Origin of the sequence: Chryseobacterium sp. LAM-KRS1, from assembly GCF_013184525.1 — a bacterium.
Taxonomy (GTDB): domain Bacteria; phylum Bacteroidota; class Bacteroidia; order Flavobacteriales; family Weeksellaceae; genus Chryseobacterium; species Chryseobacterium proteolyticum.
In genome coordinates this window covers 94163-119222 of sequence record NZ_JAAOIZ010000007.1, presented here as the reverse complement: position 1 = coordinate 119222, position 25060 = coordinate 94163, and the positions used below count along the sequence as shown (strand labels likewise).

The 25060-nt window shown below is 34.8% G+C and carries 24 protein-coding genes; 6 read left to right on the top strand and 18 right to left on the bottom strand.

Features of this window, described 5'->3' with window-relative positions; genetic code table 11:
• Positions 1-2 precede the first annotated feature (2 nt).
• The 5 genes from G9C87_RS19730 to G9C87_RS19710 form a co-directional block, all read right to left on the bottom strand.
• Positions 3-449, bottom strand: a complete 447-nt coding sequence (locus G9C87_RS19730; protein WP_172284354.1) for a hypothetical protein — start codon at positions 447-449, stop codon at positions 3-5.
• Between the two features lie 7 nt (positions 450-456).
• Complete coding sequence (locus G9C87_RS19725) at positions 457-1386, bottom strand: DUF3289 family protein (protein ID WP_172284352.1); 930 nt, start codon at positions 1384-1386, stop codon at positions 457-459.
• Positions 1387-1396: 10 nt separating this feature from the next.
• Positions 1397-3322, bottom strand: a complete 1926-nt coding sequence (locus G9C87_RS19720) for a type VI secretion system Vgr family protein (RefSeq protein ID WP_172284350.1) — start codon at positions 3320-3322, stop codon at positions 1397-1399.
• 281 nt (positions 3323-3603) lie between these two features.
• Complete coding sequence (gene tssD / locus G9C87_RS19715; protein WP_172284349.1) at positions 3604-4008, bottom strand: type VI secretion system tube protein TssD; 405 nt, start codon at positions 4006-4008, stop codon at positions 3604-3606.
• A 216-nt stretch (positions 4009-4224) separates the two neighbouring features.
• Complete coding sequence (locus G9C87_RS19710; protein WP_172284347.1) at positions 4225-7365, bottom strand: UvrD-helicase domain-containing protein; 3141 nt, start codon at positions 7363-7365, stop codon at positions 4225-4227.
• A gap of 182 nt (positions 7366-7547) precedes the next feature.
• On the opposite strand from G9C87_RS19710, the gene G9C87_RS19705 reads away from it, so the two are divergent.
• From G9C87_RS19705 to G9C87_RS19690, 4 genes are all read left to right on the top strand, one after another.
• Positions 7548-8297, top strand: a complete 750-nt coding sequence (locus G9C87_RS19705; protein WP_172284345.1) for a hypothetical protein — start codon at positions 7548-7550, stop codon at positions 8295-8297.
• Between the two features lie 14 nt (positions 8298-8311).
• Complete coding sequence (locus tag G9C87_RS19700) at positions 8312-9109, top strand: carboxypeptidase-like regulatory domain-containing protein (RefSeq protein WP_172284343.1); 798 nt, start codon at positions 8312-8314, stop codon at positions 9107-9109.
• Positions 9110-9135: 26 nt separating this feature from the next.
• On the top strand, positions 9136-9903 hold the full coding sequence (locus G9C87_RS19695; RefSeq protein WP_172284341.1) for a carboxypeptidase-like regulatory domain-containing protein: 768 nt from the start codon (positions 9136-9138) through the stop codon (positions 9901-9903).
• A 104-nt stretch (positions 9904-10007) separates the two neighbouring features.
• The gene (locus G9C87_RS19690; protein WP_172284339.1) at positions 10008-10742 is read left to right on the top strand and encodes an SIMPL domain-containing protein; all 735 of its coding nucleotides are present in this window, start codon (positions 10008-10010) and stop codon (positions 10740-10742) included.
• 88 nt (positions 10743-10830) lie between these two features.
• Here G9C87_RS19690 and G9C87_RS19685 read toward each other — a convergent pair whose 3' ends face one another.
• From G9C87_RS19685 to G9C87_RS19665, 5 genes are read right to left on the bottom strand one after another with little or no spacing between them, the layout of a single operon-like run.
• Positions 10831-11343: a GNAT family N-acetyltransferase gene (locus tag G9C87_RS19685; protein WP_172284338.1), complete on the bottom strand. Its 513-nt coding sequence runs from the start codon at positions 11341-11343 to the stop codon at positions 10831-10833.
• 2 nt (positions 11344-11345) lie between these two features.
• Entirely contained in the window at positions 11346-11567 is a 222-nt protein-coding gene (locus G9C87_RS19680; RefSeq protein WP_007839346.1) for a PspC family transcriptional regulator, read from the bottom strand.
• On the bottom strand, positions 11560-12834 hold the full coding sequence (locus G9C87_RS19675; protein WP_172284336.1) for a DUF2851 family protein: 1275 nt from the start codon (positions 12832-12834) through the stop codon (positions 11560-11562). Before G9C87_RS19675 ends, G9C87_RS19680 begins: the two co-directional genes overlap by 8 nt.
• Before the next feature lie 27 nt (positions 12835-12861).
• On the bottom strand, positions 12862-14010 hold the full coding sequence (bshA, locus tag G9C87_RS19670) for an N-acetyl-alpha-D-glucosaminyl L-malate synthase BshA (protein WP_172284335.1): 1149 nt from the start codon (positions 14008-14010) through the stop codon (positions 12862-12864).
• 7 nt (positions 14011-14017) lie between these two features.
• The gene (locus G9C87_RS19665) at positions 14018-15754 is read right to left on the bottom strand and encodes a glycoside hydrolase family 3 protein (RefSeq protein ID WP_172284333.1); all 1737 of its coding nucleotides are present in this window, start codon (positions 15752-15754) and stop codon (positions 14018-14020) included.
• Positions 15755-15869: 115 nt separating this feature from the next.
• Here G9C87_RS19665 and G9C87_RS19660 point away from each other — a divergent pair, with 115 nt between their 5' ends.
• Positions 15870-16403 (top strand): hypothetical protein, encoded by a 534-nt coding sequence (locus tag G9C87_RS19660; protein ID WP_172284331.1) that lies wholly within the window; start codon positions 15870-15872, stop codon positions 16401-16403.
• Positions 16404-16475: 72 nt separating this feature from the next.
• Here G9C87_RS19660 and ribA read toward each other — a convergent pair whose 3' ends face one another.
• The 8 genes from ribA to G9C87_RS19620 form a co-directional block, all read right to left on the bottom strand.
• On the bottom strand, positions 16476-17072 hold the full coding sequence (gene ribA / locus G9C87_RS19655; RefSeq protein WP_172284330.1) for a GTP cyclohydrolase II: 597 nt from the start codon (positions 17070-17072) through the stop codon (positions 16476-16478).
• Positions 17073-17098: 26 nt separating this feature from the next.
• Positions 17099-17557 carry a hypothetical protein gene (locus G9C87_RS19650; protein ID WP_172284328.1) on the bottom strand — a complete coding sequence of 153 codons (459 nt, stop codon included), beginning with the start codon at positions 17555-17557 and terminating at the stop codon, positions 17099-17101.
• The gene (locus G9C87_RS19645) at positions 17554-18168 is read right to left on the bottom strand and encodes a DUF4254 domain-containing protein (protein ID WP_172284326.1); all 615 of its coding nucleotides are present in this window, start codon (positions 18166-18168) and stop codon (positions 17554-17556) included. The genes G9C87_RS19650 and G9C87_RS19645 overlap by 4 nt, the downstream gene beginning before the upstream one ends.
• Positions 18169-18183: 15 nt before the next feature.
• Positions 18184-18393 carry a twin-arginine translocase TatA/TatE family subunit gene (locus G9C87_RS19640; protein WP_172284324.1) on the bottom strand — a complete coding sequence of 70 codons (210 nt, stop codon included), beginning with the start codon at positions 18391-18393 and terminating at the stop codon, positions 18184-18186.
• A 30-nt stretch (positions 18394-18423) separates the two neighbouring features.
• Positions 18424-19983, bottom strand: coding sequence for a peptidoglycan DD-metalloendopeptidase family protein (locus G9C87_RS19635; RefSeq protein ID WP_172284322.1), 1560 nt, complete (start codon positions 19981-19983; stop codon positions 18424-18426).
• Entirely contained in the window at positions 19980-20822 is an 843-nt protein-coding gene (locus tag G9C87_RS19630) for a DUF4292 domain-containing protein (protein ID WP_172284321.1), read from the bottom strand. The genes G9C87_RS19635 and G9C87_RS19630 overlap by 4 nt, the downstream gene beginning before the upstream one ends.
• A 108-nt stretch (positions 20823-20930) precedes the next feature.
• On the bottom strand, positions 20931-21947 hold the full coding sequence (locus tag G9C87_RS19625; protein ID WP_172284320.1) for a sugar phosphate nucleotidyltransferase: 1017 nt from the start codon (positions 21945-21947) through the stop codon (positions 20931-20933).
• A gap of 140 nt (positions 21948-22087) precedes the next feature.
• Entirely contained in the window at positions 22088-23509 is a 1422-nt protein-coding gene (locus G9C87_RS19620; protein ID WP_172284319.1) for a lipopolysaccharide biosynthesis protein, read from the bottom strand.
• A 114-nt stretch (positions 23510-23623) separates the two neighbouring features.
• On the opposite strand from G9C87_RS19620, the gene G9C87_RS19615 reads away from it, so the two are divergent.
• Positions 23624-24961, top strand: coding sequence for a dihydroorotase (locus G9C87_RS19615; RefSeq protein WP_172284318.1), 1338 nt, complete (start codon positions 23624-23626; stop codon positions 24959-24961).
• Positions 24962-25060: the final 99 nt, after the last annotated feature.

Sequence of the window (25060 nt, the reverse complement as noted above, 5' to 3'; positions counted from 1 at the left end):
TATTATTGTTCAAACTCAAAATCTTCTTCCTTGTTTGAAAGAACATCATAAACCACATTGCCTCTTTCGGTTATATAAAAAATATCCCTGTTTCCTTTATCATATCTGATATAAGCAATGAGATCCTGGTTGTGACCGTCTAATCCTTCTCTTCCAGCCTTATACTGTTGATTCAGAACATCTGTTTTTTTATAGATATAAACAGAATATAACTGATAGTTCTTTATATCTGTCCCTGCTGTTTTGTCATCAATTTTCTTTTTCAATTTTTCATATTCATCAACGTCGTATGAAAAATTTCCTTCAACATAAAAATAGTCGATTCTATTTTTATTTTCTCCTGCTTTAAACTCGTAGGTAACGGGAGATAAAGCAACTAACTGAAAGTCTTCCGACTTGTTTTGGATACATGCCACAAATAATGTTAATAAAATGATTAAGTTTTTCATGATAAATTTAGTCCTTATCGGAATTGCCATTTAAATCTACGCTTTTTTCCATTTCTGTAATGAAAGGTCTTGCCGTTCTGTAATGCTGTAGAATATACCAGGCTTTGAAAAAATCTCCGGTATGGTATTGCGGGATAATGTCACCACCATGTTTTACGATATCATCCCAATCCAGACCATAGTGATCGTAAAACGTATATTTCAGCTTTCCGCTCCATACTTTGGTACATTTGTTATAAGAATAATCCTGGATTTCTGCTTTGGCACTCCATACCTGATGTACTGTAATCCCTAATCCTGATACTTTATCCCAGAATGACGAAAAATTTAAAAGTCCCATCGAAACAACTCCCATTGCAGCTGGATCATAATTACTTTTTTTCAGCTCCTTTTTAAAATCCGTTAGAAATTTATTATGATAAGTGATAAAGGCATCATTGCCTGCAATTTTTTTATTCAGAACATCACTCTTATAAGTTCCACCTGTGCCCTTTTTAAATCGATCCGACATTTCCAGGGCTACAGTTTCCATATCACCAATAGATAAAGACTTCATCAGCTGATCCAGATATGCTCCTAATGTTGCATCATTTAATTTAAAAACCGGATCATTTTGTATGGAGGCGGAAGATGCCGGCTTATCGGCAAAATACATGTCTTCGGCCTTTGTTCCGTCAAAATTGAATCCAGGATCCCTTTTGGCCTTGCCAATGAGCTTCTGGCTTATTCGGACTACCCCTTCTTTGCATCCTTCATCACCTTTTCCATCTTTTCCGAAACCTTGTAATATGGCACGTTTCTGACTTGAGAGCTCAAGATTTTGCTTCGTAGCCTCAATAATTACATGTTCCGATTCTTCATTGGAAACTTTGCATAGATTAGTATAGTTATTACTGACCTGTATATTGATATTATTAGCTTTTTTTACAATGGCCATATCACTGTTTTTAATGTGAATTTCCTTGCTCTCCGCTTTGAGATTTTACGGTTTTCTCACTTTGTAAGATCATATTTTCTTTAGTACTCACAACGGTAACCTTTTCAGCATAAGAGTCGCTCTTTTTGGACTGAACATTTCTTTCATTTTCAGCAATCTCTGTTCTCATATCAGAAGACTCATGAATATTTCCTGTAGCAGTTTGTAAAAGATCTCTTCCGGCTGTATCAACCATGTTTACTCCCGCATTCGATACGATATTGACATTTGCTGTAGCAAATATATTGCTGCCCGCTATGGAAGTGATATCATTTCCTGCGGACATTCTTATATTGTTTCCTGCAGTAAAGGTCATATCTTTTGGGGCATTCACAATAATGCTTCCTTTTCCATCCATAAAGTAGGTATTCCCACTCGGATCTTCTATGTAGATACTTCCTTCTGCGTCATTAAAAATTACCTTATTTCCACTTCGCGTTTGTATCGATTTTATATGATTGTTAACGCCTCCTCCTAAACCAACAGCTCCATGAAACATTCCACCCATGGCGAAAGGGAAGTCGGGATGATGATATTCAAAGCCAACCATTACCTGATCTCCAACTTCCGGAATCGCTACAAACCCTCTGTTTTGAGTGATTACATCTGTCCCTCCGGCATCAGGGCTCATCATTCTTATAAAATGAGTGGTGTCATTTAGCTGCCAGTCAAATTGTACTTGTATCCGTCCCTGATTTAACGGATCTGTATTGGAAACTACTGTGGCAATCTGTGGTTCTGCACTTGGGGTAATAAATTCCGGTTTTGGAATAAATCCGGTCCCCTCGGCTATTGCTTCAAATGATCCTGTATAGATACCTCTGGTATTAACTTCGTGAGAGACTTCAGTGATCATAAGCTTGGTGAAATAAGTCGTCTGGTTGCTATCCGGTTTTCTCATTTCTATATCTGCAACACAACCAGGATGTAAAAAAGGAACAGAGGTTGTCCCTGATACGGTAAAGACTTCTACTGCGGCACTTCCCGCAGCACTTTTTTGGGAATCATCAACATTTAACGACATATTGGCATTAATTGGAGATGGGTTCAGGGAACGGGTTTTATAGATGTCATTATTAAGATCATAAGCCTTGGCAGCCAGCTGTCCCAAATGCTTTATGCTTGCAGATGTACTTAATAATTTTGTGTGATTACTGCTGTTATATCCAAAAAACTCCGGTTTAGTATGCACCGCTCTCAGTTCCACGGAAACATCACTTACATTACTTCCGTAAGTAAGGCGTATGGGTTGATCTTTGGGTGGAAGTTTACCGAAATACAGTGTTTCGCCATCATAATAGAATTGCTCTCCGTAGGTTTCGGCAAGCCTCGCAAGGTAATTGTAATGGGTTTCCTTGTACTGGGCGCTGTAATTAATATAGCTTTTGTTCTGGGTATCAACTTTATAGTCAAATTTACCTGAATTAAGGGTCTCCTTTAAAATCCTGTCGGCAATGATAGAAGTATTCACCGGTTTATCACCGCCAAAGCTTTGTGTATGTGGAGCGGAATCCATTAAAATAGTAGGGCTGTATCCTTTCAGAACAATATTGCCTAAACTCATTTTTTCCTGACTAAAAGCCACTTTGGTAATGAGTCCGACGAAAGTTTGTTCAGGACTCTCATTTTCAGCATCCTTATATTTAAAAACGACCGTTAAGCGTTTTCCGAGAAACTGCTGAGCCTGATCAAGCTCATGATTTTGCAAAGACCCTAAAGAATCGTGAGCTAAGGTCAACTCAAAGCTATGATGTCTTCTTGTACTTTGCTGTAAGCGGAAGTGTTTGAAATGGTTAATAATTTTACCTTCAATCACTACGTCCAGCTTCACCACACGCTGTACTCCTGCAATATGATTTTCAGCAATTTTATCTGCGTTGGTAGTCTTATTTTTCATTCTTATGTTTTTGGTGTTCACTTACTAAATTAGAAATGTTTTCCAATTCAAGTTGATTAATTTTGTTAAATTTTAAAAACTGTAGTAGAATTACGACTTTTATAGATGTAAAGGTTTATTTTATAATCGCTATATTGAAAAACAAGTATAAAATATTTTATTTACTAACTGAACAATTTAAGTGACCAAAGAGAATGATTAATTGTATAATATTCTCCCGGAGAGATAAAAAGATCATCCATAGGGATGATCTTTTATGTATAAATGTTTGTAGGCATTGATTATGCACCTGGCCAGATACCTTCATAGATACCGTTACCATAATGAATTTTTTCTGCACTTACGATGAAGCTGATCAGCATACTGTTGTCATCCACAGCATCAAAGTCTACTTCATGTTGAATTACATATCCGTTCTCCCATGTTAAAGTAATTAATGTTCCTTCTTCGTGAGATTTGTTGAAAGTAACTTCACCTGTTGTAGGCTTATATTTCCCGTTAAGTAAACTTTCTAAGATGTCAGATTTTTCTGTAGCCTCGATCGTTAATTTGATGATTGCATTGGAAGGGTCAGAAGCTACACGTCCTGAAACGTCTGTAGATCTTGATACGCTGTAGTTAAGCTTTAATAATTTCTGACCTTCACTTCCGTTGAATTTTAAGATTCCTCTTGAATTTGCTGCCATAATGGTAAATTTTAATCGTTATTAAATATTATATAATTCAGTGATTATGTAGCAAATGTATAGTACTTTAATCGGACTCAAAAATTTTTAAAGACAAGATTTGATTTTTGTAGTGGTTCTACGATTTCATGTCGTAGTTCTACGATATTTTGTCGTAATTCTAAGATTTATAAATTTTAAAGATCCCTGTAATCCTTCTGTTAAAGGGATTTTGCGTTATAAATAGATGAGCTGGGTCTTGATAACTTTCCTTCCGAGACTTTCCAGTACACTTTTATAAGTTTCAATTTGACGGTCATTTTTTTCAGTGACTTCTCCGGTTTTAAAATCTACAATGATATAATCTTCACCATTTTTCAGAATTCTGTCGGGCCGGTAAATTCTGCTTTCCCCTCTTTCGGAGATCATGATATCTTTCTCGTTGATTACTTCCCATCTTTCGTCAAAGAATTCAGCATGAGTTGTAACGATTTCCTGAAGCGTTTCCTCAATTTCATTCTTTTCAGTTACTGTGATTTGCCCTTCCAGAAGGTAGCTTTCCAATACTTTCTGAATATCTTTTTTAGTATTGATCTTAGATAACAGTTCGTGAACGAAAAGTCCTATCCTCACTTTCTCATTGCGAACCTGATAGTTCTTGGATGGTGTCGCTATTTTTACAGATGTATTTTTTTCGTTGATATTTTTGAGATTCCTGATATCTTTTGTCCTGAAAGATGAGGTTTTGACTTTAGAGTTTTTTTTGAGCATTTCAGGATGTACCTCATAAAGATCAAATTCATCAGACTGTTCTGTATTTTTACCTTGAATAAATTCCAGGATTTCGAGATTATTTGAAGTTTTATTTTGTTTCTGAATATAGAAAAACAGCTGTTCTACAGGTCGAGTAGTGGCGACATACTGAAGACACAACCTGTCTATCAGATTTTTATAGGAATTCTTCTTATTGAATTTTTCAATTTCTTCATCATAGACTTCCAGGCTTTTGCTAAACTGATTGATATTAACAGATTTCAAAGCTTCATTGCTGTTGGTTTCAAACCAGTTGGAAAATTCAGCATCACGGTTTTTATTCATCATAGGAATAAAAACAACCGGAAACTCAAGTCCTTTGGCTTTATGAATCGTCATGATCTGGATAGCATCAATATTTTCTGAGGCCTGAATGGTATATGTGGAGGCTTCTTCATCCCAGTATTTTAAAAATTCTTTAGTGCTCGCTCCTGCATTTTGAGTAAAGTTAAAGAGCATTTCAAGAAAGTTTAACAGGAAGTCGGTTTCTTTATTATCAAAAGAAAACTCATTAATATAGTACTCTACAAAATTGTATAAATTAAATCGGGGGAAGTGATCTTGTTTTAGTCGTAAAGCATATTTGTTTTGGATAAACGGGAGGATGTCATCGTGGGATTCAATATCCAGAATTTCTTTCATACTCAGGGTAAAATCTGGCATGTTTACTTTTCCCAATTTATTCAGATAATACATCATCATGATTAAATTGGTTTTGTTTTTAGGATTGGTTTCCCATTTTAAGAACTCAATGACAGCCTGAATGGTATTTGAGAGTTCTAGTGTCAGTCCTTTATCTGATATGGTTTTAATATTGGTTTCTTCTCCTCTATACCTCACTTTCAGGTTCCCTAACTTCTGTGAATAGCTGAAAATATCAAAATTGCCACGACATAGAATAGTAATATCTGCAAACCTGAATCCGTTGTCAAGACAATCCTGAATGTCTTTCTGCATTCTTTCGGAAGTGTCATTGTAGAAATCCTCATTGGTGAGATTTTCAATAAGATTTACTTTGACCCTTCCATCAATTTCTGATTTAGGATTTTGTTCGGCATCCGTCCCAAATATATTTTTATGTTCCTCTTCAAGATTTAAGGCATGAAATTGATACAGTTCATTATTGAATCGAACAATATTTTTTGCACTTCGCCAATTATCTTTTAATACAAGAAGTTCGGCTTGTTTGGGAGAAATTTCTTTTTTGTTGATAATGTCCAGCATGAGCTTGCTCTCACCACCCCTGAATCTGTAAATACTTTGTTTGGGATCACCTACCAATGTAAATGTTGTATTCTCTGTCGAGACACTATGGTCTCTTAATGGGACGAAATTTTGCCATTGTAATTCCGAAGTATCCTGAAATTCATCAAAAAAATAGTGCTGAAACTGGGAGCCTACTTTTTCATAAATAAAAGCCGAAGGTTCATTTTTCAGGTTTTCATTGATGAGGATATTAAATTTGGAAAGGAGAACAAGATCATTTTCCTCTTCAATTTTTTTTAATTCATCCTGAATGTCCTTGTTTACTTTTAAAGGAAGTAATGCAGATAATATTTTCTCCTTTTTCTGTGTTTCAATATAAAGAAGAATAAGCTGCATTCTGTTTTCTAATAATTCATCAAGAATTTCTAGAATTTCAGGTTCTTTACTTTTTGATTTTGAGGCGGCTCCTTTTCTGTAATTATTAACCACAGAGTCTTCCTGAGTTGTCGGAAAAGGAAAACCAGGTCTCTTCTGATGGTAAAAATCCAGAACTTTAGTAAAAAATCCTCCAATACCGTTTTTACCTTGTGCAAAGTCCTCAACATCGATATTTCTTGATTTAAAAAGATCAATAGATTTCGTAGCGATTTCAACAGCTCTTTTCTTATTAAATACAATCTCTTTCCGGATAGTATTCTTTATATTTTCATAATTGGAATCGTCAAAATTGGTATTGCTTTTCAGCTGTTCATAGTGAATATCTTTTACAAACTCTTTTGCAGAGTGATAAAGGTTCTTGTTAAGATTGATTCGCTCGTTATTTTCGAGGCTGTAATCAACATAATCCATGAAAGAATTTGATATTGCATCATTCTCACCGATCTGATCAAGCATTTTGTCTACAGCTTCAATGAGGAAAGGCTCTGCTTCAATCTCGAGATTAAAATTTTTAGCTAACCCTAATTCGTAAGAAAAACTTCTTACCAGGCGAGAATTAAAACGATCGATTGTACCAATATTTAAGGTAGAATAATTATGAAGAATATAATCCAGTAATTTTTTAGACCGGATGTGCAATTCATCAATGGTTATCTTTAAACCTTCTTCTTCAAAAACTTTCTGAATGTTTTTTAAATCATTATTATCAGCGAAGTTGCTTGCAGAAAAGGCTCCCAACCAGGATAAAATTCTTTCTTTCATCTCATTGGCCGCTTTGTTGGTGAACGTTAATGCCAGAATATTTCTGATGGCATGCTGCTGATTAGGATAACGAAGACAGATCATCAGAAGCCTCTGAACCAGCGCATAGGTCTTTCCGGAACCGGCGGAAGCATTGATTACTGTATAAGAATTTTGCATTTTTTGAGATGAATTGAAGATGCAAGTTAGCTAAAATTTAAATGAAATTTTAACAATTGAAAATGGTGCTTTAACAAAATCAGAATGGAAAATCAAAAAAAATGCTAAAACGCGTTAACTGTGGTTAAACTTGTGGAAAACATTAAAAATAAGTTTAGATTTGTTTTATAAAAAAACTTTCCGTGAAATTAAAACTACTTTTTCTTTTATCACTCATTTTCTTCATTCAAAAAATAAAGGCACAGGATTATCTTTTCGGAAAAATAACTTCAGAAGAGCATATAGAAATGCCTGATGTTACTGTAATCAACATAAGAACTGATGAACGTGTAACCACTAATGCTGATGGACATTTTATGATCTCAGGCAGGGAAGGAGATGAACTTCGATTTATAAAAAGCGGTTACGAAAGGATGAACAGGAGAATTACAAAAGACAATATTTCAGCTCCTCTAAGCATAACGTTAATCCGGCAGACTACTCTTATTGAAGAGGTCGAAGTAAAGAAGGGACTCACAGGCGACCTGAAAGTAGATTCTAAAAACCTGAACAGACCCAGAAAAGTAGAAAAGTTAACCCAAGATATTGACAAATACATTGCCCAAAAATCTGATCCGAGAATCCTGGCGGCAAAAGCAGGAGAGTTTGTCCAGCCAAAAGGACAAGGGTTTTCAATCGGGAAAGTGAAAGATAAGTGGGACGATGTGGATCTCATGCGTTACTTGCGTGAAAGCCTCGGAGATCAGTATTTTATAGATTTAAAAATAGATAAATCTTTAATCGAGCATTTCATTTATTATGTCTTAAGATCAGGTTTTGAGAGGAGACAGATCCTTAAATACGGTTTTTGCAGTGATGCAGACCTGATGAGATTTCAAAGAGCTGTACTGTCTAGAATTTCCTCATATCGCGCTCCTCAAACCCAGAGATAATCTATGAATGTTTTATGATCAAAAATACTTTGTATATCGTACCGTGCTTTGCTTTTGCCCATTTTTATTCGCAACAAAAGATTTCAGGCAGAGTAGCGGATGAGAATAATAATGCTCTGGCGTCTGTTCTTATCTACAATATTTCCAACAACACAAAAACTCAAAGTAATTCTTCCGGTCAATTTGTAATTGAAGCTAAGGAAAACGAAGAGATCCGCTTTGTAAAGCAAGATTATTACCGTGTTGATAAGAAGATCAATAAGGAGAATATAAATTTACCATTAGATATTAAACTCCTCAAGATTGAAACTCTAATTCCGGAAGTTGAAATTCCTTATAAACCCACAGGTAATCTGGAAAAAGATAGCAAACATTATGATCAGGCAAGGAAGACCCTTGTATTAAAATCTGAAATGGATGCCTATATGAGAAGCCCTTTGAAAGAGCCATTACCCGAGAACAAAATTCCTAAAACCTTTAGTGGACATGATTTTAATGTAAGACAGGTCGATATGGTCAAATTGTTTCTCACGGGTATAGGTCTTGTAAAAAAAGCAAGCCAACCCAAAGTTACCAAACCTGATTATTATGAAACCCAAAATTTCATTAACAGGCTTAAACTGGAGATCAATTTAGATTTTCTTATAGAAAAGGGAATGAATGAAGAGCAGATAGATGAATTTCTGGTATATGCTAACGATAAAAGGTATCTTGCAAAAAAATACAGGAAAACTTTTAATAAAAGCGTGATCGAATCAGAACTAAGAATTGCTTTCATAGAATACGACAAGACCCACGTAATTAAAAATTAATAGTGCAATAAAACAATCATAATTAAATGAAAAATATAATTTTATTTATTGTTTTGTTTATATATGGAATTGCCTATTCGCAACAGATCGTTACGGGGAAAATAACAGATGATAATGACATTAATCTTGGATCTGTTACGGTCATCAACCTTTCAACAGATAAGAAAGTCTATAGTAATTCTTCGGGCGAGTTTTCTATTGAAGCTTCAAAAAATGATGAATTAAGGTTTGTAAGACCTGGATATGAAAGGATTTCTAAAAGAGTTTTTGCAGATGGTGTTGATTCTCAACTTTTCATAACAATGATAAAAATTCCTGAAGAAATAGAGGAAGTAGAGGTAAAGAAATTATCCGGGGACCTGGCTAAGGATTCAAGAAGTGTTGCTAAAGTTGATAAAGGGGAAATTGTTCAGCAGGCAGTGGGCCTTCCACAACCTGTTGGAAAAATGAGGGAAAAACCGGCAGAAGTAAAACAGGTACTACTTCCGATACTTTTAGGGCAGCTGAATGTTCAGGGAGCCTTTGATCTCATTAGTGGAAAAGCAAGAAGACAAAAACGTCAATACAGATATGACGATCTGCAGGACAATATTTTATGGGTGAGAAAGAGAGTGGATGATGATTATTTTACTAATGCAGGAATTCCTGCGGAAAGAATCTCGGAATTTATAGAGTTTTCTTTTGTTATCAAACCACAGGCCCGAACTTATGTAAAAGCAAGGAATCTCTCGGGGGTGCTGCTGAGATTAGAAGAAACTATGCCGGCATTTTTAGAACGATTAAAAAAGGATTGAACGATTTGTTAAAGAAATCTTAAAATTACGGAATGGAAATTGATGTATCCGTTCATAAGAAAATTTAAATTTAAATGACCAATCAATCAAATTCACAAAATTTTATGAACAGAAATATCATAGTAATGGCTATTGCAGCCATTGGTTTTGTTCTTGGACTAGGACTATTGGGAAATGCTATTAAAAACAGAAATAAATCTGAAAATACAATCTCTGTAACTGGATTGGGAACAAAGCAATTTACATCAGACCTTATTACATGGTCCGGAAGTTTCTCAAAAAATAATTTTGACTTAAAACTTGCTTACGACGGGCTGCTTGCTGATAAAAAAGTGATCAATGATTATCTGATTTCAAAAGGAATAAAGCAAAATGAAATTATTTATTCCTCAGTAGACATTCAGAAACAATTTCGTAATTATAATGATGCCAATGGAAATAGTGTTCAGGGAGAATTTTCAGGATATAACCTAACGCAGACTGTTTCTATAGAAAGTAAGGAAGTGGCTAAGATCGAAAGCCTTTCAAGAAATATTACGGAGATTATCAATCGGGGAATAGAATTTACATCCTCTTCGCCATCTTATTTTTATACAAAGCTAACTGCTGTAAAGCAGGAAATGATCGCTACCGCTACAAAAGATGCCAGAGAACGCGCGGAAAAAATTGCGGAAAACTCAGAAAGTGGTCTTGGCAGTTTAAAAAAGGCAACCATGGGAGTTATCCAGATCACTGCACCTAATTCAAATGAAGATTATTCTTATGGTGGTGCTTTTAACACAACTTCTAAAGAGAAAGTGGCAAGTATCACGATAAAACTGGAGTACGAAGTGAATTAATGGGAACTGTATTAAACTTATTGACCATTTAAAGTTCCAAAATGTACGATAAAATTAAAGCCGGCAGATTGTGCTGGCTTTTTATGTTTTAATGATAAACAACATCATAAATTTCTTCTTTTATTTTTTTAAGATCTGCAGGAGAATAATTTGCCAGCAGCCATAAGTCTAAGGGCTGCTTACCTTCCCCGTAACTTGGCTGTACATACATTTCTTCTATTAATGAGAATCCGTTTTTCTGGTAAAAAGAATATCGTCTCTGAGCATCTTCCCCAATATGGGCTGGTTCAATTTCAAGAATAATCCTTGGATAATTTTTGAATAAGTATCCTGTAATATGAGAACCTAGTTTCTGGCTTCTGAACTCTGCAAAAACCTCAAAATGTTCTACGAAAATGTAATCGCTTAATTCCCAGAAAATAAGATATCCAATCGCTTTAGATTCGTGCAATACAGAAATAACCTTCACATGAGGATTGCTGAATAACTTCACAAACTGGTCCCAGTCTCTTCTTTCATCCTCCGGAAAGGTTGTGGAGTAGGAGTGATAAATATCTTTTATTTTGTAATCTTCCGGTGAAGTTATAGGTAAAAATTCCATAATTATAAATCAAAAACACTTGGTCTCCTTGTGATGAAAATATCTTTAATCCAAAGCGTAAACGCTAATCCCAGATAGATAAGAAAGAAGAAACCCGCCGTGGCGAAAGTTGAGTAAATGAAGAATACCCGAAGTTTAGAAACAGGAATTCCAAGTTTAGCGCCCATTCTTGTAAGAACACCAAACCATTCTCTTTCCATTTTGTGACGGATATTATCAAGCATCTGAAGAATCTTTTAAAAGTTTAAATCCAATACTGCAATTTAAGCAATTTTTTTCTTCACAGGAATTTTTAAAATGATAAATGAGGCTTTGGGTTTCTAAGGAACTGGTAATTTTCATGTTCAGATTTTTCCAGGACTTAATAATAGTATTCTTTTCCGGGGCTATTTCTGTATAAAATTTCAATATATCGTCAGTAATTTCTTCATTATGATATTTATGGTAGGTGTATTTTAATGGCAGAATCGTATTTAATATAATCAGCTCAATAAAGTCATTACTTAATGTTTTAACCTTATTAACTGAGGAAATTTTCCCAAATTTAAAATGGGTATTCCAGTAGCCGGACGCCTGTACGTTCTTAAAAATATCAAACAAGTCCTTACTATTTTTTGAATGTATGACTTTAGAAAATAAATTTTGATGCCGGTGATAAAGATCGGCTAGTTGTGAAAGTCTAATGGTAGGAAAATTAGGGGGTCTTAACCTTAAAAATTTAGGTGGAAACCTCATTTCCAGGATTCGGTATTTTACCTTTATGAACTGAAATTCCCGTTTCCAGATTTCCATTTGTTCGTCTTCCGTGTCCTCAAGCCATCCCGAAATCCCAAAGAATAAAGCTTCAAGATGTGTTGGGTTTTGCCTGATTTTATTGATGACACTGTAATCAATACTTTCAGCAATTTGCCTGAATATATAGGCATTTACTTTTAGTCCGAAAGAATAGGCAAGACTATGAAAGAGGATAGCTTCGAAATTGTTTTTTGACTGTTGTAAAGCATATTCCAGTTCCTTTGATTTCTCATTTAGTTTCCTTAAAACATTTTCTTCGTGGAAATGAAGAGGAACATTACGCTGATCAAAAATACTTTCGCAGGGAATAAACTGATTTTTTTTGATGAGTTTCTCATATTTCCACAGAATATTTTCATCAATATAATTCTTCAGTTCAAGAGTAGGAATTTTTTTATTATTAAATTCTTCAATCTCAATATCATTTTGAAAAACAACATGAAGAATAATATTTTGATAGTTGGGATCCCCGGAATGATTATGGAAGATCCAGTCTGAAGACTTTACATGAAGCTCTATGTTTCCACTCAGGATGAGGTTATTGATTTTAATGGAAGCCAGAAGAAAATCAGGCCCGGCATTGGTATTCCATTTCCCGAAATGTATGATCTCAACGGAATTTCCTTCAATATCCTTGAAGTCAAAATTTTTGAAAACTTTAAAGTTCCAAAGATATTGAAGTAATTTTTCCGTCATGAGTGTGTCACAAATATAATAGATCTATTATACTTTTGACAACTCGTTTTTAAAATTTTCTATGGTTGTTTTGTACATTTCTTCATATATAGGAAGAACGTTTTTCAAATCGAATTTTATCGCCTGTTCTTTCGCATTTATCTTCATTTTGGCTAAAAGTTCATCATTGCTCAATAACTTGATCGTATAGTTGCTCATAGCTTCTACATTTCCGATTTCAGCTAAGAATCCTGTTTCTCCCTGGACATTTACTTCAGGAATTCCTCCTGCGTTGGAACTGATTACCGGAGTATATGCTGCCATGGCTTCCAATGCAGCCAATCCAAAACTTTCCTGTTCTGATGGTAATAAGAAAACGTCAGAAAGCTGAAGAATTCTATACAGGTCATTTACCTTTCCAAGAAGCCTGATTTTAGAAATCAAATCCGGATTTTCTTCTAAAAACTGGTTCACCTTCTCCATATCCGGACCTTCTCCTATAATGATCAGTTTGGATTTTACCTTCTTATGAACATTCTTGAAAATTTGAAGAACTTCATCCACACGTTTTACAGGGCGAAGATTGGAAACGTGTATTAGTATTTTTTCATCCGGATCAGCGAACTGTGTTCTCTGGCATTCATTACATTCATCAAATTCAGAATTGTCGATGAAATTCGTGATCACCTGGATTGGTTTTTTAATATTGAAAAACTGTAGCGTGTCTTTTTTTAAACTTTCAGATACAGAGGTAATTGCATCGGATTTGTTAATTGAAAACTCTACAGCATGTTTGTAGCTGGGATGTTGTCCTACCAAAGTAATATCTGTCCCATGAAGTGTTGTTACCAAAGGAATGTCGTTATTATCTTCCTGTAGCATCTGTTTAGCCGTAAACGCTGCATAAGCATAAGGAATGGCATAGTGTGCATGCAATAAATCCAGTTTATACAGATTAACAACTCTGTAGATCATCGAACTCAGTGCAATATCATAAGGTTGATATTGAAACAGGGGATAAGTTTGAACATTTACCCTATGAAAAAAAATATTAGGATTGGTAATATCGAGTCTCGCAGGAAGGGCTGAACTAATGAAATGGACTTCATAGCCTTTATTAGCAAGAGACATTCCCAGTTCTGTTGCTACGATACCGCTTCCGCCGTATGTTGGATAGCAAAGTATGCCTATTTTCATTGGAATATTATTGTTTTGATGTTGTAAATATAGTTGAATTCACTTTTGTTTCAGAAGCAGTTGCAGGATTCAAATCGAGTCCCATTCCTGCTTTTAGTTGATCATTAACAAGTACCGGAAGTCTTCCCTGGATCTTTGTCTTTCCCAATAGCGCATTAGCTGTAGCAATCATGGAATCGTCATTGTTTTCATAAGAAACAAGAACCGTGGAAATTTTTGAAGTATTGATATCTTTTAAAGCATAAGCACTTCCAAATACATTTAAAATAACTTTTTGATTTTTAGTTAAATCAGCAAGAATCTTTTTAGATTCTCCGGAAATTTTATATGGTTTATATGCTGTTGCATTATCCTTATGAAGTCCTGCAATAACTATAGAATTAGCTGGAATTGTACTGATTTCGTCAGCTTTTTTAAGAATGATATTTGAACCTAGCTGATTGGCAAACGTCTGATAAGGAGCTTCTTCTAAAGGAACATAATACACTTGTTTTCCGGCAATGGGAAGTAGCTTTTGCTCATCTTTTAATAGGGTAAGTGCATTAGAATAAAGATTCTGAACCAAAAGTTTGTGTGAATCATTATTCAGGTCGTTATTAATGTTTTCAGAATTTTTGGAATTGTATTTATCCAGCCCTAAATAATATTTGGTCAGTAATATTTTTTTTACACTTTCTTCAACTCTTGATTGTGGAACTTCTCCATTGTCAATAGCCTTCTGAATTAATTTTTTTCCTTCAGACACTCCCTGCGAGAAAAGCATAATATCATTACCTGCTTTAAAGGCTAATGCATCTAATTCCCCGGGCTTATATTTATTGGCTACTGCACCCATATTGAGTGCGTCCGTAATAATGAGGCCTTTATACCCTAACTTCTCTTTTAAAAGTCCGGTGATAATATTTTTGGAAACCGAAGCAGGAATTCCTTTTCCCGATTCTAACGTTGGCACATATAAGTGAGCCACCATTACTCCACCGATACCTTTAGTCATAAGAGCCTTAAAAGGTGCCAATTCAACAGCATTCAGCCTTTCGAGTTGGTGAGGAACTACAGGAAGATCCAGATGTGAATCTGTACTGGTGTCCCCATGGCCAGGGAAATGCTTAATGGCTGCTAGTATGTTGTTGTCCTGTAATCCATTAGAATATGCTATTGCAGAGCTGATGACATTATCTACCTCTGAACCAAAGCTTCTGTTTCCAATGATTGGGTTATTAGGATTTGTATTCACATCAACTACCGGGGCAAAATCCCAATTGATTCCCATCCTCTTACAGTCTTCGGCAATTTTAGAGGACATCTGGTAAATAAGATTTTTATCCTGTATGGCTCCTAAAGTCATCGCCCACGGAAATTTGTGAGCCGCTGCGATTCTCTGATATAATCCCCATTCAGCATCCATTCCGATCATCAACGGAACTTTAGATTTTTGCTGAAACTCATTTACCAGAGATATTTCTCTTGCTGCATCATCCTGCATCAGAATCAATCCACCGATCTTATCACGGGTGACAATATTTCTTACCTGGTTGATATAATCCTCGCCTTTGTTGGTATAAAGAGCAACAATGAAAAGCTGTCCTAATTTTTCATCCTGGGAAAGCGATTTGTATGTTTGATTAACCCACTGGTTTGCTTTGCTTACATCAGACTGTGAAATGCCCTTTGGTATATACTGGGCAGCGATTTTTGAACTGATAGATAAGAATATGAATAGAGAAGTGCAAACTATTTTGTTCATAACTTTTGAATAAGAACAAAAATACAATTAAAAAAATCATCAGAATGGATGTTTTTAAGTTTTTTGGTATATGTTTTGGATGTGCTTTATAAATAATATTAAAACTTTTATAAAAATGAAAAAATTTCTTCCAATCCTACTATTAGCTTTTGTCAGCTTATTTATATTCAGCTGTGATAATAAAGACGATGATAATAATTTTGTGGATCATGATACAATAGGGACTGCTTTTGACATTACCCCAACTTTTACGAAAACCAATGATAATTTATATCAGTATTCAGATGCATTTACAAATGAGTTAGTACAATCTGATGTTGTGCTTATTTACTTACAAACGGGTCTTACTAATAACAATGCTCCAATCTGGAGATTACTACCTTATACGTTCTTTACTAATAACAACGTTGCTGTTGATTATTCATTTGATTTTAGCAAATTTGATATAGGAATTAATGTTAACTCAAGCTTGAATCTAACGGCTAATCCAACGTACTATACGAACAAAAGATTTAGAGTGGTAATCTTACCTGCTAATACAGGTGGGAAAAATTCCAAGACTGCAGCAGCTCCTGTCGATTACAATGATTACTACAGTGTAATTAAATATTATAATATTGACGAGTCTAAAATAAAGACTAAGAATTAAGATATATCTTTTCAGTTTTTTTATAATTAAAAAGGGCTCCAGAATTTATTCCGGAAGCCCTTTGTTTTATTTTTAATTATCATTGTCATCCAGAAGATGACCAAAATAATCTTTCTTTGTTTTTAAATAACCTCTGCTGATATCATTCGCGGGTATTTGCAAAGGAACCCTCGAATTAAGGTGGATGTTACTTTCCGTAACATATTTTACTTTTTCAGGGTTATTGGTCAGAAGATTGATATCTTTAATTTCCAGCACATTTAAAATTTCAATGGCTACATTGAAGTTTCTGTCATCTGCAGGAAGTCCAAGTTTTAAATTAGCTTCTACTGTATCAAATCCTTTTTCCTGTAAAGAATAAGCCTTTAACTTATTTATTATTCCAATGTTTCTTCCTTCCTGACGAAGGTAAACAATAACTCCTCCATTTTCATGGATATATTTCATGGCTGCATCTAATTGCTGCCCACATTCACATTTTTTTGAATGGAAAACTTCACCGGTAATACATTCTGAGTGGAAACGTACATTAACTGGTTTTGAAAAATCTGTATTTTCAGCGATAATAGCCATATGAGGCATCCAGTCATTTTCGTTTTCAGAGAAAGCGATCATTCGGAAAGTTCCGTGTTCCGTTGGAACGTTTGCTTCCGCTTGAATTTTAATCATTAATAATAAGGTCGTTGAACTAGTTTTTAATTTCCTTTAAGAGAATCCTCTATAACAGAAATATTGGTTTTTAACCTTACCAAATATCTGTTTAGGATTTCATCATCATCTTTTGGAAGATCCTGTCTGAGTTTCTGAATTTTTTTATAAGATTTTTCAAAGCTTTTAATGGCTCTGTTCTTTCCTGAAATATTGTTGGCATCAATTGCATACAAATAATTCTGTAGGCTGTATTTTAGCGACAGAACCTCTTCATTTATACTAATAGTTTTGAATTTAGGAAAGGTGGAAATTAAATTGGATATTTCAGAAGCATTTACATTTTCTTTGATATTGATGTCTATGCTTTTTTTTAGTCCTCTATCAGAATCTGAACCTTTTGCTTCACTATAAAAATTATTAGACAACGGAGAAAAATTTAATTTTTCCGATGCGCAAGAAGAAGTTAGTATAAACAGTATTCCAAAAAAAAATAATCTTTTCATTTTTGTTGCCCCTTTTGATAAAGGATTGGGTTAAGACTTTCATCATTATACATTTTCATTTGTTTGTATACTTTCATCTTAACATCACCGTTTTCAATATCAGTAAGCAACTGATTAATAGAAGTCGACAGATCCTCTTTCTGTATGAGAAGTACATCTAATTTTGCCTGGCAATTTAATCGATGTTCTTCTGAAGCAGATTCTCTGTTTGCTTCTAATGACATATGATAAACCTTTAACGCAAGTATTGATAATCTGTCTACAGCCCAAGCGGGTGTTTCTGTGTTTATCTTTGCATGAGGTTTAGGAGTTGTATTTTTAAATTTATCAAGAAACCAGCTGTCAATAAATTCCACCAGATCAGTTCTTTTCTGATTAGAGGCGTCTATTGTTCTCTTTAATTGAAGAGCTTCAACCGGATCTATGTTCTCATCTCTTATAATATCTTCCAAATGCCATTGAACGGTATCAATCCAGTTCTTTGCGTACAAAATTCGTTCCAAACTGTCTTTTTCGAAAGGATTATTAATTAGATGGTTAACGTCATCAAATACGTGGTAGTCTTCAATAGATTGATTGAAGACTTTCCATGCAGTCTCAGTGAAATTCATTAATTCTGAAGAATTTTAGTTGCTTGAAGGATTGTTCGTCGAAGAGTTTTTATTTTCAGTAGGATTTTTATCTTCTTCCTTTACTGCGTCTTTGAATTCTTTGATCCCTGATCCAACACCTCTCATTAATTCCGGAATTTTTTTACCTCCAAAAAGTAAAACAAGCAGAATTGCTACGATAAGGATATGCTGCCATGATAAGGCAAGTATTGTTAATGTTTCCATTTCTAAATTTTTTACAAAGTTAGTCTTTTTTTAATAAGAAACCCACCCTAATGGATCAACAGGTGTAGTTCCGTTCCATACTTGGAAATCAAGGGTATAAGACCCATCAAAGTCTTGTCCTACGGTACCTACAATGGTACCTGCGGAAACCTGCTGGCCTTTAGAAACATTGACACTTCCCAGATTTGAATAAATGGTAAAATAATTTCCGTGTTTCAGCATTACCGTTTTGGTTCCGTCACTGTTAGCCAGAACTGAAGATACAGATCCCGGGAACACTGATTTTGCCCGTGTACCGGATGGTACGGAGATTTTAATTCCGTTATTCTCTTCTGTGATATTTTTAAAAACAGGGTGTGGTTGTCTTCCGAAACGGTGGGTGATCTGGCCTTTGTCAACAGGGAAGCCTAGCTTTCCTCTGTTTTCAGCAAAATTATTGCCTGCCGCAGTAGAAACTCCAAAATTCGTCATCGCTTTGGTTTCTGCTGCTTTTTTCTCGTCGTCTTTTCTCTTTTCTAATGCGGCCTCAGCTGCTTTTGCGGCTGCCAGTTTGCTGGCTGCTTCTTTTGCCCTTGCATTGGCTTCCGAAGAAGCTTTTGCTGCGGCTATTTTCCGTGCTTCATCCCTTGCATTAGCTTCAGCTCTAGCTGCTTCTTCTGTACGTTTTCTTTCCTCTTCAGCTCTTTTTGCGGCTAGCTCCTCGGCTCTTTTAGCTTCAGCTTCAGCTAATTTTCTTTCTCTTTCAAGTGCTTCTGCTCTTGCTCTGTTTTCGGCTTCTATTCTTGCCTTTTCTCTTTCCGCTGCAATTTTAGCTAAACGGATTTTCTCAGCTTCAGCCTTTCTTCTGGCTTCTTCTTCCGCTTTCGCTATTCTGATTTCTTCTGCAATGATGCTTCTGATCTGCCCTTCAAGAGCTTTGGATTGGACTTGTTTTTGTTTTAATTCAGCAGTTAATTTCGATTCATTTTTCTTAAAATCCTCAACAAGCTGCTCTTTCTGAGCTCTTTCCACATTAATAGTAGCCAGATCTTTTTGTTGATCTATCAAAAGTTGTTGCTTATCTGCAACCGATTTTTGTCTTTGGGCAATTGTTTTTTTGATCTGATTTGCAGCGTCTGTAATTTCAGCTGCTTTTTTATCCTGATAGTCCGAATATTCTTTAAGATATTGAACTCTACGAATAGCTTCTCCAAGGTTTTTAGCAGAAAGAATAAAGGTTACTTTGTTTTGTACTCCCTTGTTTTTATAAGCATTCACTAAAACTTCTGCGTAATTTTTTCTAAGTACCGCCAATTCTTTATTTTGACGGTTGATCTCCAGTTGACGAAGATAAATATCATCTTCTATAAATCTTTTTTCCTTTTGAGTGTTGTTGTAAACTTTTTCTCTTAGGGTTAATTTTTTGTTGATATTATTAAGATAAGCTATGGAGAGTTTAGATTCGTTTCTTGTTTTAGCGAGATCTGAATTTATTTGTGTGATTTGTTTTTTAAGTTCAGCATTTTGCTTCTGCAATTGTTCTTTATTTTGTTGCCCATTGTGCAATCCGAACAATAAAATACCTATTAAAAAGCTAAATTTTTTAATCATTTAATTTCAATTTTCTTATAATTGGCTGGGACTGAATAGGCCACTTCCATCTTCGAAAAATCAAATTTCGTATTTTCTAATAAAATCTGGCTTGTTTTTGAACCTTTTATAATTATTTTAACATTTTTTGGTAGACGAATTTCATTATATTCAGCCCAATTGCTATAAGAAATTTCTAACTGGTCCGGAGATAAAACATCCTTTAACTGAACGTTCAGCAGATCATAATTATCATCATATTGTAATGAGATTTTATACTCTCTTGTTTTTTCATCAGTAACAATCTTTTGATTCACAGAAGAAACCAACTGATAACCCTGCGCATTTTTTGTAAGGATGAACTGAGAATCGTTAACTTTTACGAAAGTTCGTCCAAGAAGTATTTTTTCCAGGGATTGATAATCGATGAAATTTACATTTAAGAGATGGTTCAGATATTCAAAGTCAGAATCGATATAGGATTTACTTGTCCGGTCAAATCCCTTTACTCCTTCCGGAGTAGCTATTCCTCTGGCAGCATTAATAAATAGTACAGATAAATTCATCCATACTTTTTTATTTTTCTCAATATAGATCGTTGCATCCAGGGTAGGGACGAAATTTCCCGTTTCTACGTTAACTTTGCTGTTAATTTTAATCTGTTCGAATTGAGGAGGGATTATTACATGCTCGAAAAATGTAAGTTTATCCCTTACCGGTTCTCCTGCATCTTTTGGATTGTTGTTATTCTCCACAACTGTGCTGTCCTTAATTCCACCGTTGCCACTTTTGGAAACGTGCCGTGTTTTACAGGATGACAAGATAAGAAGTAATAAAACTAATGGGATCCAATTTTTCATGTATTTGTCTTTTCGATTAAAAATAATACTTTGCAATATTAACGCCAAACCACACAAAACATTTTGTGTGGTTTGAATATATCTTATTTATTGCTGCTTTTCTTATAACTATTTAGATAGAAAATCTAAAACAGAATAATCACCCAAAGAAATTTCTCTGGCAACTCCAAAATACTGTGCTGAATTACCAATCATAGAATTAGACAGGTTTCCATGGTTGATTCTTGTGTTTTCCTGGATCAATGAATTTTCAATATTAGAATTTACAATAATAGTATTGTTACCCAATGAAACCCCGGGACCTACCTTAGAATTCGAAATCTTTACATTTTCACCGATAAAGCAAGGCTGGATAATCAGCGAGTTTTCGATAACGGCCGAAGATGGATATTGAGACATCTCTTCTCTTTCGTAAGCAAGAATTTTGCTATTGGTTTCTACCGTAGCATTTTTGTTTCCACAATCCATCCAGTCATTTACTTTTCCTAAAGTGAATTTGGCACCTTTTGCTCTTAAGTTTTCCAATGCAGTTGTTAACTGATATTCTCCTCCATTTTTTATATCATTATCCATGATATAATTGATTTCATCCATTAACTTCTCAGCACTGTTAAAGTAATAAATACCTATAATGGCAAGATCGGACACAAAGGTTGTTGGCTTCTCAACAAAATCTGTAATAAAACCATAATTGTCTAATTTCACAACACCAAATGCAGAAGGATCTTCTACACTTTTCACCCAGATAACACCATCTGAATTCTTATCAAGCTGGAAGTCCGCACGGAAAAGAGTATCAGCAAACGCGATAACTACATTGCCCTGCATAGAGTCTTCCGCACATTTAATGGCATGAGCCGTTCCCAAAGGGTCATTTTGATAATATATGCTTCCTTTTGCACCTAGTTTTTCTGCAATATGGATCAGGGATTTTTCAATTTCAGGGCCAAAATCTCCGATAATAAAGGCTACTTCTTCAATTTCTTCACCGGCAACTTTAGCAATGTCTTCTACAAGCCTTTGTACAATTGGTTTTCCGGCAATGGGAATCAAAGGTTTTGGAACGGTTAGGGTATGTGGACGTAATCTGGAACCACGTCCAGCCATTGGAACGATAATTTTCATAAGTTATATTAGGGTATTTTTAGTTGTTTTTAATCTGATGGCTTTTGTTCATAAATAAAGCCATAGTATTGAAACGGTGTATTATATTAAATATTTGTTTAATTTTTCAAATTCATTAGCATCAAAATAGAGACCAAAGTTTAGTTTTTTCTCATTCTTGCTAATAACATATTTTTCTCAGTATATAATAGAATTCCTGTGTAGAACAAAAACAATAGGTTTCCGATCCAGAAGTTATAGTCGGATACATTTGCTATGATATAACTGAAAACTCCCAAAAGTAATATGAAAAACGCGATTTTTTTCATTCGGTAAGGGATAGGATAATATTTTTGGCCCAGGAAATAAGATAGTACCATCATGGTAAAATAAGCAGTTAACGTTACCCATGCCGAAACCATAAAGCCATATTTAGGCAAAAGCACAAGATTCAAAACAATAGTAAGAATAGCTCCGGTCCATGAAATATATGTTCCTACACGTGTTCTGTCTGTTACTTTATACCAGGTTGAAAGGTTATAATATATTCCGAAAAACAAGTTGGCAATTACAATAATAGGGATAATGTTGATGGCGATCCAATAAGAACTATTGGGAACCAGAAGAAGCTTTATCCATGATACATTCGCAATGATTCCCAATGCAACGATGGAGGCAAAAAAAGAAAAATATTCAGTTACTTTCGCATAGGTTAGTTTTGCATTTTCATTTTGCATTTGTTTGAAGAAAAATGGTTCGATTCCCATTCTGTATGCCGTTACAAACAGCGTCATGAGTACCGCCATCTTGTAGCATCCCCCATAGGCTCCTGCTGAGCTGTCATCAATAATGAATTTTTGAATAAATTTATCAAAATTTTCATTCACCATAAATGCAAGACCAGCAATCATTATCGGCCAGGAATATTTGATCATCTGAAGGAAAAGACCTTTAGAGAATTGGAATTTAAGCTTCAGAATAATGGGAAAAACCAGAAGAAATCCCAAAAAGCTTGCGACTAAATTACTATAAAACGGATAAGTTACTTTTTCCCTTAGCCCAAATTTGGAGCTGATCGTGTCAGGAATGTATAAAAATAAAGCAATTACAAAAATACTTTGAAATACTGCCTGAATTACCCTTACAGCAGCATATTTTATTGGTTTGTTATGGAACCTCAGCCATGCCAGAGGAATGACAAGAAGATTGTCAAAAAAAGCAATCCATGCAAACCATCGTATAAATTCAGGAGTCTTTGAATAGCCAAAAATATCGGCGATAGGCTGGTTGAAAAGCAATACTAAGATAAGGAAGACAAGAGATAAAGTGGCTAAAAACCAAAAAGAGGTATTAAAGACTTTTTGCTCGTCATTCTTGTTGGAGGAAAATCTGAAGTAAGCCGTTTCGAAGCCGAAAGAAAGAACAATATTAACAAAAGAAATTAATGCATACAGATTGGTGAAGATGGCAAAATCATTAACATTAATATGCTTAATGAATAAATAATTCAGCAATACTACAATCACTCTCGGCATAATTGCCCCTATTCCATAGATAATAGTTTCGTTAAGAAGTTTTTTCAAAATGCGAAATTTCTTGCAAATGTAAATATTTAGAAATTGATTTTTTATCAGGGATATTAAAATTCATTCATAAACCTTAATTTTGTAAGGAATATAAAGTCTAAAGAAAAGTAAATGAGGACCCTTATCAAAAATGCTACTATCGTAAATGAAGGAAAAATCTTTGAAAGCGATATTTTAATTGAAGACGATTTAATTTCTAAAATACAACCCCATATTTCTGATGAAGCAGATCAGATTATTGACGGCTCCGGAAAATATCTTTTACCAGGGGTGATTGATGATCAGGTGCATTTTCGTGAACCGGGGTTAACTCATAAAGGAGATATTGAAAGTGAATCGAGAGCAGCAATTGCAGGTGGGATTACCAGTTTTATTGATCAGCCGAATACTGTACCTAACGCTGTAACGCAGGAATTGTTGGCGGATAAATATGAAATAGGATCCCAAAAAGCATACGCTAATTACGGATTTATGATGGGAGGGACTAATGATAATCTTGAAGAGGTGCTTAAAACCAATCCGAGAAATGTTCCGGGAATCAAGTTATTCTTAGGTTCTTCTACAGGGAATATGCTGGTTGATAATCCTGAAACCCTTGAAAATATTTTCAGCAATACAAAAATGCTGATTGCTGTTCACTGTGAAGATGAAGCAACGATAAGAGCAAATACCCAGAAATACATAGAACAATATGGAGAAGATATTCCTGTTAAGTTTCATCATCTCATCAGAAGTGAAGAAGCTTGTTATAAATCTTCCTCCAAAGCCATCGAATTAGCAGAAAAAACAGGAGCGAGACTCCATGTTTTCCATCTGTCAACAGCTATAGAGACAGCCTTGTTCAGAAATGACATTCCTTTAAAAGATAAAAAGATCACCGCGGAAGTTTGTGTACACCATTTAACATTTACCAACGATGATTATGAAACAAGAGGAGGTCTAATTAAATGGAATCCGGCAGTAAAGACTCAGAAGGACAAAGACGGACTTTGGGAAGCTCTTTTAGATGGTAGAATTGATGTAATTGCTACCGATCATGCTCCTCATACCTGGGAAGAAAAACAAAATGTTTATACAAAATGTCCATCCGGAGCACCGTTGGTTCAGCATTCATTAAATGTAATGCTCGAAAATTTCAGGAATGGGAAAATTTCTCTGGAAAAAATCGTTGAAAAGATGTCCCATAATCCCGCAATTCTTTTCAGAATAGAGAAAAGAGGTTTTATAAGAGAAGGATATAAAGCAGATTTGGTTTTGGTGGATTTAAATGAAAACTGGACAGTAAATAAAGAAAACATTCTTTATAAATGTGGTTGGAGTCCTTTAGAAGGTATGAATTTTCATTCTAAAATTACCCAGACATTTGTCAATGGGAATCTTGTATTCGATAATGGAAAAATTGCTGACGAAAAATTTGGTGAGCGATTACTTTTTGAAGTTGAGGAGTAAGTTGGAAGATTGAAAACCCAGCTGTGTATATAATAAAGAAAAAGACTACTCACTGTAGTCTTTTTTTATTTTTGTTTCGAAAAACGGATCTTGTAAATC

Bases quoted from the DNA above. Each gene is read 5' to 3' on its own strand.
- G9C87_RS19730 (WP_172284354.1), bottom strand. From the start codon at position 449: ATGAAAAACTTAATCATTTTATTAACATTATTTGTGGCATGTATCCAA.
- G9C87_RS19725 (WP_172284352.1), bottom strand. From the start codon at position 1,386: ATGGCCATTGTAAAAAAAGCTAATAATATCAATATACAGGTCAGTAAT.
- G9C87_RS19720 (WP_172284350.1), bottom strand. From the start codon at position 3,322: ATGAAAAATAAGACTACCAACGCAGATAAAATTGCTGAAAATCATATT.
- tssD (WP_172284349.1), bottom strand. From the start codon at position 4,008: ATGGCAGCAAATTCAAGAGGAATCTTAAAATTCAACGGAAGTGAAGGT.
- G9C87_RS19710 (WP_172284347.1), bottom strand. From the start codon at position 7,365: ATGCAAAATTCTTATACAGTAATCAATGCTTCCGCCGGTTCCGGAAAG.
- G9C87_RS19700 (WP_172284343.1), top strand. From the start codon at position 8,312: ATGATCAAAAATACTTTGTATATCGTACCGTGCTTTGCTTTTGCCCAT.
- G9C87_RS19695 (WP_172284341.1), top strand. From the start codon at position 9,136: ATGAAAAATATAATTTTATTTATTGTTTTGTTTATATATGGAATTGCC.
- G9C87_RS19690 (WP_172284339.1), top strand. From the start codon at position 10,008: ATGAACAGAAATATCATAGTAATGGCTATTGCAGCCATTGGTTTTGTT.
- G9C87_RS19685 (WP_172284338.1), bottom strand. From the start codon at position 11,343: ATGGAATTTTTACCTATAACTTCACCGGAAGATTACAAAATAAAAGAT.
- G9C87_RS19680 (WP_007839346.1), bottom strand. From the start codon at position 11,567: ATGCTTGATAATATCCGTCACAAAATGGAAAGAGAATGGTTTGGTGTT.
- G9C87_RS19675 (WP_172284336.1), bottom strand. From the start codon at position 12,834: ATGACGGAAAAATTACTTCAATATCTTTGGAACTTTAAAGTTTTCAAA.
- bshA (WP_172284335.1), bottom strand. From the start codon at position 14,010: ATGAAAATAGGCATACTTTGCTATCCAACATACGGCGGAAGCGGTATC.
- G9C87_RS19665 (WP_172284333.1), bottom strand. From the start codon at position 15,754: ATGAACAAAATAGTTTGCACTTCTCTATTCATATTCTTATCTATCAGT.
- G9C87_RS19660 (WP_172284331.1), top strand. From the start codon at position 15,870: ATGAAAAAATTTCTTCCAATCCTACTATTAGCTTTTGTCAGCTTATTT.
- ribA (WP_172284330.1), bottom strand. From the start codon at position 17,072: ATGATTAAAATTCAAGCGGAAGCAAACGTTCCAACGGAACACGGAACT.
- G9C87_RS19650 (WP_172284328.1), bottom strand. From the start codon at position 17,557: ATGAAAAGATTATTTTTTTTTGGAATACTGTTTATACTAACTTCTTCT.
- G9C87_RS19645 (WP_172284326.1), bottom strand. From the start codon at position 18,168: ATGAATTTCACTGAGACTGCATGGAAAGTCTTCAATCAATCTATTGAA.
- G9C87_RS19640 (WP_172284324.1), bottom strand. From the start codon at position 18,393: ATGGAAACATTAACAATACTTGCCTTATCATGGCAGCATATCCTTATC.
- G9C87_RS19635 (WP_172284322.1), bottom strand. From the start codon at position 19,983: ATGATTAAAAAATTTAGCTTTTTAATAGGTATTTTATTGTTCGGATTG.
- G9C87_RS19630 (WP_172284321.1), bottom strand. From the start codon at position 20,822: ATGAAAAATTGGATCCCATTAGTTTTATTACTTCTTATCTTGTCATCC.
- G9C87_RS19625 (WP_172284320.1), bottom strand. From the start codon at position 21,947: ATGAAAATTATCGTTCCAATGGCTGGACGTGGTTCCAGATTACGTCCA.
- G9C87_RS19615 (WP_172284318.1), top strand. From the start codon at position 23,624: ATGAGGACCCTTATCAAAAATGCTACTATCGTAAATGAAGGAAAAATC.